The sequence below is a fragment of the Microbispora sp. ATCC PTA-5024 genome, assembly GCF_000511135.2.
Classification (GTDB): domain Bacteria; phylum Actinomycetota; class Actinomycetes; order Streptosporangiales; family Streptosporangiaceae; genus Microbispora; species Microbispora corallina.
In genome coordinates, this window is record NZ_KI866525.1 from 96,169 (window position 1) to 108,984 (window position 12,816).

The 12,816-nt window shown below is 71.3% G+C and carries 12 protein-coding genes; 6 read left to right on the top strand and 6 right to left on the bottom strand.

All coding sequences use genetic code 11. The features are described from left to right. Positions 1–23 precede the first annotated feature (23 nt). Positions 24–2,681, top strand: coding sequence for a bifunctional acetate--CoA ligase family protein/GNAT family N-acetyltransferase (locus MPTA5024_RS26490; protein ID WP_036329683.1), 2,658 nt, complete (start codon positions 24–26; stop codon positions 2,679–2,681). A gap of 63 nt (positions 2,682–2,744) precedes the next feature. Here MPTA5024_RS26490 and MPTA5024_RS26495 read toward each other — a convergent pair whose 3' ends face one another. Then, the gene (locus tag MPTA5024_RS26495; RefSeq protein ID WP_036329685.1) at positions 2,745–3,332 is read right to left on the bottom strand and encodes a CBS domain-containing protein; all 588 of its coding nucleotides are present in this window, start codon (positions 3,330–3,332) and stop codon (positions 2,745–2,747) included. 175 nt (positions 3,333–3,507) lie between these two features. Between MPTA5024_RS26495 and polX the strand changes: the two genes are divergently transcribed. Together polX and MPTA5024_RS26505 are read left to right on the top strand one after the other, a co-directional pair. Next, positions 3,508–5,220 carry a DNA polymerase/3'-5' exonuclease PolX gene (gene polX / locus MPTA5024_RS26500; protein WP_036329687.1) on the top strand — a complete coding sequence of 571 codons (1,713 nt, stop codon included), beginning with the start codon at positions 3,508–3,510 and terminating at the stop codon, positions 5,218–5,220. Between the two features lie 246 nt (positions 5,221–5,466). Then, positions 5,467–6,342, top strand: coding sequence for a universal stress protein (locus tag MPTA5024_RS26505; RefSeq protein WP_036329688.1), 876 nt, complete (start codon positions 5,467–5,469; stop codon positions 6,340–6,342). A 41-nt stretch (positions 6,343–6,383) separates the two neighbouring features. On the opposite strand, the gene MPTA5024_RS26510 is transcribed toward MPTA5024_RS26505, so the two are convergent. The 4 genes from MPTA5024_RS26510 to MPTA5024_RS26525 all read right to left on the bottom strand — a co-directional run bounded on the left by MPTA5024_RS26510 (position 6,384) and on the right by MPTA5024_RS26525 (position 9,182). Then, positions 6,384–6,653 (bottom strand): dsRBD fold-containing protein, encoded by a 270-nt coding sequence (locus MPTA5024_RS26510; protein ID WP_036329690.1) that lies wholly within the window; start codon positions 6,651–6,653, stop codon positions 6,384–6,386. A 68-nt stretch (positions 6,654–6,721) separates the two neighbouring features. Further along, positions 6,722–7,876, bottom strand: coding sequence for a fructose 1,6-bisphosphatase (locus tag MPTA5024_RS26515; protein ID WP_036329692.1), 1,155 nt, complete (start codon positions 7,874–7,876; stop codon positions 6,722–6,724). 106 nt (positions 7,877–7,982) lie between these two features. Further along, on the bottom strand, positions 7,983–8,639 hold the full coding sequence (locus tag MPTA5024_RS26520; RefSeq protein ID WP_036329694.1) for a helix-turn-helix domain-containing protein: 657 nt from the start codon (positions 8,637–8,639) through the stop codon (positions 7,983–7,985). Between the two features lie 195 nt (positions 8,640–8,834). Further along, positions 8,835–9,182, bottom strand: a complete 348-nt coding sequence (locus MPTA5024_RS26525; RefSeq protein WP_332310634.1) for a DUF1622 domain-containing protein — start codon at positions 9,180–9,182, stop codon at positions 8,835–8,837. Between the two features lie 168 nt (positions 9,183–9,350). Between MPTA5024_RS26525 and MPTA5024_RS26530 the strand changes: the two genes are divergently transcribed. Continuing rightward, the gene (locus tag MPTA5024_RS26530; protein ID WP_036329698.1) at positions 9,351–9,743 is read left to right on the top strand and encodes a VOC family protein; all 393 of its coding nucleotides are present in this window, start codon (positions 9,351–9,353) and stop codon (positions 9,741–9,743) included. Positions 9,744–9,955: 212 nt separating this feature from the next. Further along, positions 9,956–11,113, top strand: a complete 1,158-nt coding sequence (locus MPTA5024_RS26535; protein ID WP_051458707.1) for an endo-1,4-beta-xylanase — start codon at positions 9,956–9,958, stop codon at positions 11,111–11,113. A 72-nt stretch (positions 11,114–11,185) separates the two neighbouring features. Here MPTA5024_RS26535 and MPTA5024_RS26540 read toward each other — a convergent pair whose 3' ends face one another. Beyond that, positions 11,186–12,334 carry an amidohydrolase family protein gene (locus MPTA5024_RS26540; protein ID WP_051458708.1) on the bottom strand — a complete coding sequence of 383 codons (1,149 nt, stop codon included), beginning with the start codon at positions 12,332–12,334 and terminating at the stop codon, positions 11,186–11,188. Between the two features lie 103 nt (positions 12,335–12,437). Between MPTA5024_RS26540 and MPTA5024_RS26545 the strand changes: the two genes are divergently transcribed. Then, positions 12,438–12,788: a Rieske (2Fe-2S) protein gene (locus tag MPTA5024_RS26545; RefSeq protein ID WP_036329700.1), complete on the top strand. Its 351-nt coding sequence runs from the start codon at positions 12,438–12,440 to the stop codon at positions 12,786–12,788. Positions 12,789–12,816: the final 28 nt, after the last annotated feature.

Sequence of the window (12,816 nt, forward strand, 5' to 3'; positions counted from 1 at the left end):
CACCGTCGCCGGACGCGCGAATCATGACGCGAACCGTTGCCGACGAGTGCGACGTCCTGCTGCGTGACGGCGGGGTGGCGCACATCCGCCCGCTGCGCCCGTCCGACCGGGAAGCCCTGCACGAGCTGATCGACCGGTCCTCGGAGCGTTCGGCGTACCTGCGGTTCTTCACCGGAGGCGCCGCGACGGCCCACGCCTGCGTGGACCGCGCCACGGGCCCCGGCTACCGGGGGCACGCGCTGGTCGCGTCGGTCGGCGGCCGGCTGGTCGGCGTGGCGGAGTACATCCCCGGCCCGGACAGGCCGGAGGCCGAGCTGGGGATCCTGCTGGACGACGAGGTGCACGGCCACGGCCTGGGCACGCTGCTGCTGGAGCACATCGTGGTCGACGCGGCCGAGCACGGCGTGACCGAGCTCGTGGCCTTCGTCCTGGCGGACAACCGGCGGATGCTGCGAGTCGTCGAGGATCTGGGCCTGCCCGTGACGCGGCGGTACGAGGACGGCTGCGTCGAGCTTCGCGTCGTCCCGCACCCCACCGCGCACCTGCTGGCGGAGATCGAGGCCCGGGCGCACGAGGCGGAGCGCAGCTCACTCGCCCACGTGTTCACACCGGGTTCGGTCGCCGTCGTCGGCGCCAGCCGTGACCCCCGCCGAATCGGGCACCGCGTGCTGCGCAACCTGGTCGACAGCGGCTTCCCCGGGCCTGTCTATCCCGTCAACCCCCGCGCCGCCGAGGTGTACGGCCTGCCCGCCTACCCCGATGTCGCCTCGCTGCCCGGTCCCGCGGAGCTGGCCGTGATCGCCACCCCGGCCGCGGCCGTGCTCGGCGTCGCCCGCGACTGCGCCCGCCATCAGGTGCGTGCCCTGGTCGTCCTCACCGCCGGGTTCGCCGAGGCGGGAGGCGGCGAGACGGAGCGGGAGCTGCTGCGCGTCTGCCGCGACGCGGGCATGCGCCTGGTCGGGCCCAACTGCCTGGGAGTCGTGAACACGGCCGTGCCGTTGAACGCCGGGTTCCTGCCCGGACGGCCCCCCGCGGGCCCGCTGGGCCTGATGTCGCAGTCGGGCGCGGTCGCCGCCGCCGTGATCGAGCGGGCCGGACTGCTCGGCCTCGGCGTCTCCTCCTTCGCCTCGGTCGGGAACAAGGCCGATGTGAGCGGCAACGACCTGCTCGAATACTGGGAGGACGACCCGGCCACCCGGGTCATCGGCATGTACCTGGAGTCGTTGGGCAACCCGCGCAGGTTCGGCCGCATCGCGTGCAGGATCGGCGCCCGTAAGCCGATCGTCGTGGTGAAGAGCGGGCGCAGCGCCTCGGGCGACCGGGCGGTCCGATCGCACACCGCCGCCGCGGCGACCCCCGATGTCGCCGTGGACGTGCTGCTGCGGGCCTGCGGCGTCATCCGTGAGGACACCGTGCAGGACCTGCTCGACACCGCGCGGCTGCTCGCCTTCCAGCCGCTGCCTGCGGGCCGCCGGGTGGCGATCGTCGGCAACTCCGGAGGCCCGCAGGCGATGACGGCGGACGCGTGCGAACGGCTCGGCCTGGTCGTCCCCGAACTGTCCCCCGCCACCCACGAGGCGCTCCGCGCCCGGCTCCGCCCGGCCGCGGCCGTCGGCAACCCGGTCGACCTCACCGCCGACGGCGACGCGGGCGACTTCGCCTCCGCCATCGAGACGGTCCTGGCCGACCCGGGCGTCGACGCCGTACTGATCGTCTACACCCCGCCGTTCGGCTCGGGCCTGGACGCGACCCGGCAGGCCGTCGCGGACGCGACCAGAGGCGCGGCCAAGCCCCTGGTCGCCTGTGTCGCCGGGCACGACGACCTCATCGACGGCAGGGTGCCCGGCTACGCCTTTCCCGAGCAGGCCGTGCACGCCCTCGCCCGGGCCGCCGAGCACGCCGCCTGGCGCGCCCGGCCGGTGACCCCGCCCGAGGACCTGCCGGGTGTCGATCTCACGGCGGCCCGGCGGATCATCGAGGCGGACCTCGCCGCCCACCCGGGCGGGCGCTGGCTCGACGACCCGACCGCCGCCCGCCTGCTGTCGGCGTACGGAGTCCACGTCGCCGAATCCGTCAGCGCCGACGGGCCCGAGACCGCCGCCGAGGCCGCCGCGCTCGTCGGCCTGCCCGCCGTGCTGAAGGCCACCGGCCCCGCCCTGGTGCACAAGAGCGATGTCGGCGGCGTCCGGACCGGCCTGCAGACCCCGGAGCAGGTCCGGCAGGCCTACCGCGAGATGGCCGCACGCATCGGCTCCGCCATGAAGGGCGCGATCGTGCAGGCCATGGCCGCCGAGGGCGTCGAGATCATTCTCGGAGGCGTGGCGCACCAGGCGTTCGGGCCGCTGATCATGGTGGGCTGGGGCGGCGTCACGACCGAGCTGCTCGCCGACCGCGCCTTCCGGGTGCCGCCCATCGACCGGGCCGAAGCCGGGCGGATGATCGCGGAGCTCCGCTGCGCGCCGCTCCTGCACGGCTACCGGGGACGGCCGGAGGCCGACGTGCCCGCGCTGGAGAACCAGATCATCCGCGTCGGCCGCCTCATGGACGACCTGCCCGAGATCGCCGAGCTCGACCTCAATCCCGTCATCGTCACGCCCGGCGGCGTGGTCGCGGTGGACGCCCGCGTACGGCTCGCGCCCGCCCCGCAGCCTCCCTCGCTCTTCCTGCGCCGCCTCCGCTGACGCCCGCCGCGGACGGCGGCGGGGTCGCCCTTCGCGGCAGTCCGGCGCCGATGACATGCCCTCTCAGCTGTGGCGCACCCTGCTGACTCCGGGGACCGACCGCGTGATCTCGTCGGCGGCCTCGTCGAGACTGTCGGTCGCGTGTCCGTGCAGCTCGACCACGCCCTCACGGACCGTCACCTCCCATTCCGGCCCGTACGGATACCGTTCGCGCAGGGCGGCGACGACGGCGGCCCGCAGATCGTCGTCGGTCCCGGCCAGCATCGCCATGAGGTCGCGCCGGCTGACCATGCCCACGAGACGCCCGTCGCACAGCACCGGAACGCTCTTGATCCGCTTGGCTGTCATCAGCTCGATGAGGGTGACCACGTCGGTGGTCTCCGAGACGACGGCCACCTGCCTGCTCATCACGTCGCTCACGTGCCGTGGGAGGGGCTCGTCCCGGGCGGCCGCGGCGGCGACCCGGGGATCCGCCTCGAACGCCCCGCACAGCAGGTCGATGTCGGCGGCCATCCCCACGATCTCGTCGTGGTCGCCCAGCACGGGGGCCGCGCTGATGTCGTGGTCGTGGAGAACCCGGATCGCCTGCCGCACCGTGTCGGTGTGCCGAAGGGTGATCGCAGGGCTGCTCATGATCTCGTAGACGAGCATGGCCGCTCCTCCCGGAACTCTCCGGATCACGCCGGAACCTGCCCGATCCCCTCCATCAGAACACGTACCGGTGACGAGGACGCACGCACTGGCGCGAGGGGAGGGGAAGGAGCGAGGCTGGAGGGACAGGAAGGCCGCCCCTCACGTCGTGAGGCGGCGCCGGCGAGGTGATCACATGGAGCGACTCAACGACGAGGTCGCGGACCTCCTGCAGGAATACGCCGATCTGATCGCGATCACCGGTGGCGACGCGTTCAAGGTCCGGGTGTACGAGAAGGCGGCTCGCTCGGTGGGCGGGTACTCCCAGGACATATCGGGCCTCGACGAGCGCGCGCTGCGGGGGATACCCAACGTCGGCGCGTCCATCGCGGCGAAGATCGACGAGTACGTCCACACCAGGGCCATCCACCAGCTCGAGGAGCTGCGGGCACGGGTGCCCGCCGGAGTCCGGCAGCTGACCACGGTCCCCACGCTGGGGCCGAAGAAGGCGATGGTGCTCTACCAGGAGCGCGGGATCGACTCCGTCGAGTCGCTGGAACGGGCGATCCACGCCGGAGAGCTGCAGGGTCTGCACGGCTTCGGCGCGAAGACCGAGGAGAACCTCCTCCACGGCATCCAGGTGCTGAGCAAGGCCGGACGGCGGGTGCACATCGGCCTCGCCATGGGACTCGCCGAGGACATCGTCGCACGGCTCGCGGCCGTGCCCGGCTGCGACCGCTGCGCCTACGCGGGCTCTCTGCGGCGGATGAAGGACACGATCGGGGACATCGACGTCCTGGCCGCCGGGGACGACTCCGCTCCGCTGATGGCGGCCTTCACCTCGCTGTCCTGCGTCACCGAGGTGATCGCCCGCGGCGAGACCAAGTGCTCGGTGCGCACCCCGACCCTGCAGGTCGACCTGCGTGTGGTGGCCCGCGACTCCTGGGGCGCGGCTCTGCAGTACTTCACCGGCTCCAAGGCGCACAACATCCGCACCCGCGAGATCGCGGTACACCGGAAGCTGAAGCTGTCGGAGTACGGCGTCTTCGACGTGACCTCGGGCGATCTGATCGCCTCGGCCCGGGAGGAGGACGTGTACGAGATGCTCGGCCTCCCGTGGATCCCGCCGCCCCTGCGGGAGGACTCCGGCGAGATCGAGGCGGCGATGCTGGGAGAGCTGCCGGATCTCGTCACGTCCGCCGGGATCCGCGGCGACCTGCACATCCACACCGACCTCACCGACGGCCTGGCGTCCTTGGAGGAGATGGTCGCGGCGGCCTCCGCGCTCGGGTACGCGTACGTCGCCGTGACCGATCACGCGCCGAACCTTTACATGCAGCGCATGACCGACGCCAAGGCCCTCGACCAGCGCGGGCAGGTGCGCCGGCTGCGCGACGCGTACCCGGGCATGGCGCTGCTCCATGGCGCCGAGCTGAACATCGGCCCGGACGGTGACGTCGACTGGCCGCCGGAGTTCCTGGCCGGGTTCGACCTGTGCGTCGCCTCGGTCCACTCGCACTTCACCCAGTCACGCGCGGAGATGACCCGGCGGCTCGTCCGCGCCTGCGAGAACCCGTACGTCACGATCATCGGTCACCCGACCGGCAGGGTCATCGGCAGGCGGGAACCGGTCGACGCCGACTGGGAGGAGGTGTTCCGGGCGTGCGCCCGCACCGGCACCGCCCTGGAGATCGACGCCTTCCCCGACCGCCTCGACCTGCCCGCCGGCCTGGCCAGGCGGGCGCGGGACCACGGCCTGCTGTTCTCCATCGCGAGCGACGCGCACGCCGTCCCGCACCTGGCCGGCATGCGTTACGGCGTCGGCACCGCCCAGAGGGCCTGGCTCGACCCCGACCACGTGATCAACACGTGGCCGTTGCCCCGGCTCCTGGAGTTCCTGCGCCGCTGACCCTCATGGGGACGCCGGAGAGACGGCACGCTCAGTCCGGGACTCCGGTGTCCGTCGCCGGCCTCGTCCCTGGCATGTCGATTCCGGCCGTAGACATGGTCACGGCGGTCGATGCCGCGCTCCGGATCGCGGGTATGAGGAGGTGAGGGCGCTTTATCGGCGCCCCTCCCGGCATCCTCACCAGGAGATGCCGCGGGCCGGCGCGACCTCCCCTCGTCCGGCGGCGCATCGCGTACGAGGAGGGGCATGTCCAGACCCGTCGTCGTCGGCACCGACGGCTCCCCCGCAGCCACGGCGGCGGTGGAGTGGGCCGTCGACGAGGCCGCGAGAAAGGGGCTGCCGTTGCGCGTGGTGCACGCGCTGGACCGCCTGCTCTACGAGGTCCCCCACTATCCGGTTCCCGACATGCCTGGCCATCTCGCCCAGTCCGGGCTCCAGATCCTCGACACGGCCGCGCGGACGGCGAGGGACAGGCGTCCTGGCGTCGATGTCACGGAGGAGGTCGTCGAGGGACATCCCGCCCAGGTGCTCCGTGCGCAGGCGGCGGACTCCGCCCTGGTGGTGATCGGCAGCCGGGGGCTGGGCGGGTTCACGGGCATGCTGCTCGGGTCCGTCGGCGGCCACATCGCCGGACGCCTGCCCGTTCCCCTGGTCGTGGTCCGGCCGGTGCCGCCCGGAGCGCCCGCGGAGGTCGTCGTCGGTGACGACGGCTCGGCCGGCTGCGAAACCGCCGTGGCCTACGCCCTGGAGGAGGCGCGGCTCCTGGGCTGTCCCGCCCGTGTCGTCCACGCCTGGCAGCCGCCACCTCAGATCTACGCGCCGCCGGGAGTCGGCTTCGACCCCGACGAGGTCTGGCACGCGAGCCATGCCGCCGCCCGCGACCGGCTCGCGGCCTGGCAGAAGCGGTACGGCGACATCGAGATCCACCTGACCATGGTCGCCGCGCACCCGGTCACCGCCCTGGTGGACGCGTCGGCGGCCGCGAGCCTGCTCGTCGTGGGATCCCACGGCCTGCGGCCCTTCGCGGCCGCCGTGCTGGGCTCGGTCAGCCGGGCGGTCCTGCATCACGCTCGCTGCCCGGTGGCCGTAGTGCCTCCGGCGACCGGCGAAAGGGCCCACTGACCGAGGGGGTCGTCGCCCGGATCAGTCTGGTCCGGCGTGCGTCACCAGAGCCCGCACCGCTCACGGGCTGTCGAGACCGCGGCGATGTCCTGGGATGTGGCCGCCATGAGCTTGCCGGCCAGATCGGCCAGGGCGCGGGCGGCCGCGAGTTCGTCCCCGATCTCGGGTACGGAACGGTCGATCGGGTTGCGCCGGGCGTGCCCGACGCCGGCCAGGTGGGCGCCGTCCCTCGTGGTCAGCACCGCTCTCGCCGATGTCGCGTCGCCGTCTTCGGTGATGTGGATCTGTATTGTCCACTGCTTGGCTTCCATGGCCCGTACCTCCCGTCCGGACACTTTTGTTCGCCGTTTATCGCACGACAGGCTCGCGCACCTGTCCATCACGGCTGTGCATGTTCATCCTCCGACTCGGCCGTCGGCTGCCGGGTGGCCGGGGGCTCCGCCGCGACGGGTGTCCACCGGTGGGCGAGGCGCCTGGGGACCGGGGTGCCGGTCGGATACGACGAGTCCTGCGAACCCAGCCGATGCGGCTCGAACGGCCCATGGCGGCGGAAGTACTCGAGGACCTCGCCCGCCCGTGCGCGCGCCGGGTGGAAGGCGGCGTCGGCGAACAGGTCGCGCGGCCCGATCAACCTGCCTCCGCGGATCTGGAAGCCCAGAGCGACCACGCGCGGCGCGCCGCCGAACCGCGAGGGGCCAGGCTGCCCGGCGGCCACCGGGACGTAGGGCGCGTGATGCGACCCGCACACGGCTCCGGCGACCGAGTAGGGGAAGGCGAACGGTTCGAGGACCTCACCCACCGAAGGCAACCCCGACTCACATCGGACGATCATGAGGGGGTCCTCCGTGCCGCCGTACCCGCCCGCCACGAGGGGGAGGCGCTGCGTGCCGGTCGCCGCCGCCGGGATCCCCAGGGTCTTCGAGCGCACGTGGTGCACCGCGTAGCGGGCCGGGGCGCTGACACAGGCCAGCAGGTCGTAGAGATCGGCCGGGCAGTCGAAGACGATCCGCCGGTCCTCCCACAGGTCGTAGACCTCGAAGCCGAATCCGGCGCGCATCTTCTGGTCGGCGACGAGACCGGCGGTGGTGAAGGGGTCGGCGAAGCTCCTGCACAGGGGGAGGTTCCATGCCCCCGGCTCGGTTCTGTCGGCCAGGAGGCAGACGACGCTTTCGACGGGACGCTCGTCGAACTCCACCTCCACGAACGCCGGCCCCATGCCGCGCAGGTTCTCCGAGAACGCGTCGGGCAGCATCTCGCCGCCGGCGGCATACAGTCCCAGTTCCTTGGCCACGCTCACGGTCCGCTGCACCGTCGTCCACGCGCACGAGTGGACGGGCCGGCTGTCGGGCCCCTCCGTGTGCGTCAAGATCAGCGCGATGTCGTCATCCAGGTCGGCGACGTACCCGTCCACCAGCAGATCCGCGCTCACGGCGGCGGCGACCTCCTGCCGTGCGGCCGCGATCATGTCGGGATGGACGGACGCGTGACCGATCAGCCCTCCGCCGCACGCCTTGACGACGCTCATGGTGATCATGTGACCACCTCCCCCGTCATCTCCACGCTGGTGCCGGCTGACTTCGTGGAACAGGGAAGGAAGTCCCACGTGCCCGGGACCTTCGTACCGGCGCCGCGAGAGCGGTTCAGCTACTGCGGATGCGGCGGCCGGCGATGTGCCGGGGGACGATGCGGACGCAGAGTCCGCGTTCACCGCCCGGCCAGGGCTCCAGATCGGACGGGACGTCCTCCGGCGTGAGCAACTGGGCAGGGCCTTGGATCATCACACTCCATCCCTCCCTGCTGGCCTCGTCGATGTGGTCGATCTCGAAGCCGGTCATCGCCCTGGGATCGTCCAGGACGTCGCGCACGTTCTGGTCTACGGCTCCGCCGAACCGGGTGCGGAAGACGACGGCGCCGCGGTGGAGCCTGAAGTTGACCGGAAGGACGATAGGACCGGAAGGCCCGGTGAAGGCCACCCTGCCGACGCCGCCGGACGCGATGAGCCGCAGACACTCGTCCGGCTCGAGCGCGCACAGGACGGGCCGAGCCGCGGCCGGGCCTTTCCCCGCCGGCCTGTCGGCGCCCCCGCCCAGCAGGTCGTCGGCCGTGGTCTCCAGGGCGGCGGCGAGCCTGAGCAGCGTGCCCTCCGTGAGCGAGGACGGCCTCTCCTCCAGATATTCGACGAACCCGGACACCATCCCGGCTCGCTCGGCGACCTGTTCGCGGGTCAGGCCGAGCCTCTTCCGGTGATAGGCGATACGGCGTCCCAGGTCTCCGGGGTTGATCGCTGAATACTGCATCGGCTCTCCTCCCCCAAGCATGCTCTCCCGGAGCATGCGCCCGTCACCATCGACGCTACGAACATCACGGTGTTGATCGGGAGAGTGCCAGGTGAAATGCCTCCACAGAAAGGTCGCCGGTCGCCTCGGCGGACTCGGTGGCGCCGGCCATCGGTCGTCCCGGGTGGGCCCGATCCAGGACGGGGACGTGACGGTTCAGGGGCCGCTTTTCGCAGGGGCCTGCCATGGCCAGCGGCGCTCGAGCTCCACCTGCAGAGACAGACTGAGAAAGGTGCGCACCACAACGATCACGGCGAGCACGCCGACGCTCTGAAAGGTCGGAGAGATCGCCACGGTGCGGATGATGTCTCCGGCGACGAGGAACTCAAGGCCGAGCAGGATGGCGCGCCCCATTCCTCTGCGATATTGCCGGTAGGCATCCTCCGTCGGGTGGCGGAGCAGGAACGAGCGCACGAACAAGACGGTCGCCACCGACGCGCCGACAACGATCACCGCGACGCCGGCCATGTCGATCGCCCGCCCGACGGTCTCGATGACGGCCACGAGGTCCACGTTCGGGCTCCAGGATCTCCGGCGATCTACGCTCCTGTCGTTGGCCCTTCATGCCCGGCCCGGCAGCGGTCGAATCATCTCGACGAGGGCCTCGGGCCGCCTGCCCGGCTCTGAGGAGTTCGGGGCCGATGATCAGCGTGAAATGCCTATGCTCCTGCGATGCGAATCGATCTCGTGACCATCGTCGTCGAGGAGTACGACCCGGCGATCGAGTTCTTCACCGAACTGCTGGGGTTCGACCTGGTGGAGGACTCGCCGTCGCTGACGAACGACGGACGACCGAAGCGATGGGTCGTCGTGCGGCCGCCCGGCGCCGAGACCGGCATCCTGCTCGCCCGCGCCGATGGAGAGGGCCAGGGCGTCGCCGTCGGGAATCAGGTAGCCGGCCGGGTCGGGTTCTTCCTCCAGGTGGATCATTTCGACACCGCGTACGAGCGTATGGTCGCCGCCGGCGTCGAGTTCGTGACCTCGCCCCGTACCGAGCCCTATGGGCGCGTCGCCGTGTTCCTGGACATCGCGGGCAACCGATGGGACCTGCTCGGTCCGGCGTGACGCGCAGTTCAGGGCGAGGTGGTGAGCAGACACGCGCTGAAGTGTCACCGCTACCGAGCACGTCGCCGATTTCGAGGGTGCTGGTACCGAACCGGCTCGCACGCCGGCGTCCACGACCTTTAGGCCTTCCCAGGGGCGGCGGACGGGTGTATCTGTATGTAAATCGATTTGCATAACGCGATTCTTCAAACAACTGGGTGAAGGAGAAGGCGATGGCAGGTCAGGGAGGTCTCCGTCGACGGTCGTTCCTGGGCGGCCTGGGCGCCGCGGTGCTGCTGGGTGGCGGAGCGTCGCAGTTCGTGAACACGGGTGCGGCGTGGGCGGCGCCGACGGGCGGCCTGTATCAGGCGGCGCTGGCCAAGGGGATCCGGTACGGCTCCTCGGCCGCGACGTGGCAGGTGCAGCCGGACGCCGCCTACGCGGCGCTGTACGCGCGCGAGAGCGGGATGCTGCTCACCGAGGACGACCTGCTGTGGTACCGGCTCAAGCCGACGCAGGACTCGCCTCTCGACTTCAGTTACGGCGACCAGATCGTGTCGTTCGCCGCCGGCAACGCTCAGCCGGTGCTCGCGGCTCACCTGGTCTGGGACGAGGGACTGGGTGACGGGTGGGACCCCGACGCCCTCTACAACCTCAGCAGCCAGGACGCGCGCGACCTTCTCTTCGGGACGATCCAGCAGGAGGTCGCGCACTATGCCGGACGGGTGAAGGCCTGGGTGGTGGCCAACGAGGTGACCGACGGGCGCCGGAAGGACGCCAACGGGTTCTGGACCGTCGAGCCCTGGTATCAGACGATCGGGCCGGCCTACGTGGAGCAGGCGTTCAACCTCGCCCACCGGTACGACCCGAACGCTCTGCTCCTCATCAACGAGTTCGGGTTCGAGACCGGGTCGGACGCGGCCGCCCGCCGGACGTCGATGCTCAAGGCCATCGACTATCTGAAGAGCAAGAACGTCCCGGTGCACGCGCTGGGGATCCAGGCACACCTGAACGCCGACGGGTTCGCCCGGAAGTTCGACACGGCGGCCTACCGGACGTTCCTGTCGAACGTCGCGGCGCGGGGGCTGTCCATCTTCATCACCGAGATGGACGTCCAGGACGACGGCCTGAAGGCCGACATCCCCAGCCGCGACACGGCCGTGGCGGACGTGTACTCGCGCTATCTGTCCGTGGCCCTCCAGGAGCCCGCGGTGAAGGTCGTGCTCAACTTCGGGCTGAGCGACCGCTACACCTGGTTGCAGGAGGACTACCCGCGCCAGGATGGAGCCGCGCGCCGGCCGCTGCCGTTCGACGAGAACCTCCAGCCGAAGCCGGCGTACACCGCGATCCTGCGGGCCTTCCAGAACGCTCCGGCACGCCCGCCCATCTGACCAGACTCGGCAGGGGTGCGCTCCTGGGCTCTGACCGGCACGGATGCGCCGGTCAGAGCCGGATCCCGATCGTCACAGCCGGTCGCCGTAGGTCTCCACGGCGTTGTCGCTGCTCACCCGCTGCCTGATCGCCGGCGGGAGCGACGCCAGGGCGTGCCGCGGGTCGTCGAAGTCCCAGTGCGGGTAATCGGAGCTGAACATCAGGGTGCGGTCCGCGCGAGCGATCTCGCAGAGCACGTGCAGGTGGTGGCGGCGCTTCGGCTCCGGGAGTGGCTGCGTCGTGAACCGTACGTGGTCCACGACGTACTCGCTGGGCAGCCGCCTGACCCACGGCACCTCGTCGCGCAGGCCTTTGACGTTCTTGTCGAGCCGCCACAGCACGTCGGGGATCCAGCCCAGCCCGCCCTCGGTGATGATCACCTTGAGGTTCGGGAAGCGCTCGAAGACCCCGTGGCAGACGAGGCTGATCACGTTCGCCTGGAACACCTGGCTCAGCCCGCTGTGCCACTCGACGTAGTACGTCGGCGTCCCGCCCGCCATCGGCGGCGAGGTGCGGAAGATGCCTTCGCCGGAGTTGGGGTGGACGGCGACCGGAATGCCGACCTCGTTCGCGGCCTCGTAGATCGGGTAATAGTGCCGCAGCCCCATCAGCATGTCGGTGAGCGGAAGCAGCACACCGACGAAGCGCTCGTCCTCGGCCGCGCGCCGGATCTCGCGGGCCGCCAGCAGCGGGTCCTGCGCACCGACCACGATGTAGCCGCGGTACCGGTCGTCGGCATCCAGCCAGGTCGCGGCGAGCCACCGGTTGTACGCCGAGGCGATCATCGCCGCGGCGTCCGGGTCGGGCATGGCCCCCAGTCCGAGCACCTCGCCGCCGATGAGCACCGCACGGTCGATGCCGTTGCCGTCGAGCAGCTGCTTCGCCGTGAAGACCGGGTCGGCGCCCGGCGCGGACCCGTCCGGAGCGCGGGCGTCGTCGCGGAGCACCCCGGCCTGGTTGACGTAGAGCATGTTCCGCGGGATCGACACCGCCTCGCGATGCCCGACCGTGGTGAGGTTGCGGCGCTCGTCGAGGCCCAGGCGACGCTGCTCGGCCTGGGACAGGAACGGCCGGAGCTCCCCGAGGCCGCTCTTGGTGACCGGGTGGACGTCGCAGTCGACGAGCCGGTAGCGGCTCGGCGCGGACGCCTCGGCGAGGGACTGGTCGCGCGGGTCGGCCATGGGAACTCCTGTCCGGACGGTTGTTGCGGAGAGGGGGCGAAGCCGTCATAGTCAAGCTAAGCAAATCGATTGGCACAGCGGTAGAGGATCAGCGGGTGGGCGCATGGAAGTGAGGGTCGGCAGCGTCGAGGACGTGCGCCGGGACGGGTGCCGGACCGTCGACGTGAACGGGCGGCGGGTCGGCGTCATCAGCGTCGGCGAGGAGTTCTACGCGATCAGCGACAGGTGCCCGCACATGGGTGCGTCGATGTGCGCGGGCTCGCTGAGCGGTACCCTCGTCGCCGCCGGCCCGCACGAGTACGTCTACGGCAAGGCCGGCCGCGTGATCCGCTGCCCCTGGCACGGCTGGGAGTTCGACATCGAGAGCGGCCGGTCGCTCCTGGAGCCGAAGCGCGTCGGGCTCAAGACCTACCGGGTCACCCAGCAGGACGGCGAGGTCGTGCTGCACGTGTAGGCGCCGCCGGGCGCCCGCTCGCGCGACA

Bases quoted from the DNA above. Each gene is read 5' to 3' on its own strand.
- MPTA5024_RS26515 (WP_036329692.1), bottom strand. From the start codon at position 7,876: ATGATCACCATGAGCGTCGTCAAGGCGTGCGGCGGAGGGCTGATCGGT.
- MPTA5024_RS26545 (WP_036329700.1), top strand. From the start codon at position 12,438: ATGGAAGTGAGGGTCGGCAGCGTCGAGGACGTGCGCCGGGACGGGTGC.
- MPTA5024_RS26510 (WP_036329690.1), bottom strand. From the start codon at position 6,653: ATGGAAGCCAAGCAGTGGACAATACAGATCCACATCACCGAAGACGGC.
- MPTA5024_RS26495 (WP_036329685.1), bottom strand. From the start codon at position 3,332: ATGCTCGTCTACGAGATCATGAGCAGCCCTGCGATCACCCTTCGGCAC.
- MPTA5024_RS26540 (WP_051458708.1), bottom strand. From the start codon at position 12,334: ATGGCCGACCCGCGCGACCAGTCCCTCGCCGAGGCGTCCGCGCCGAGC.
- MPTA5024_RS26535 (WP_051458707.1), top strand. From the start codon at position 9,956: ATGGCAGGTCAGGGAGGTCTCCGTCGACGGTCGTTCCTGGGCGGCCTG.
- MPTA5024_RS26490 (WP_036329683.1), top strand. From the start codon at position 24: ATGACGCGAACCGTTGCCGACGAGTGCGACGTCCTGCTGCGTGACGGC.
- MPTA5024_RS26520 (WP_036329694.1), bottom strand. From the start codon at position 8,639: ATGCAGTATTCAGCGATCAACCCCGGAGACCTGGGACGCCGTATCGCC.
- MPTA5024_RS26505 (WP_036329688.1), top strand. From the start codon at position 5,467: ATGTCCAGACCCGTCGTCGTCGGCACCGACGGCTCCCCCGCAGCCACG.
- MPTA5024_RS26530 (WP_036329698.1), top strand. From the start codon at position 9,351: ATGCGAATCGATCTCGTGACCATCGTCGTCGAGGAGTACGACCCGGCG.
- polX (WP_036329687.1), top strand. From the start codon at position 3,508: ATGGAGCGACTCAACGACGAGGTCGCGGACCTCCTGCAGGAATACGCC.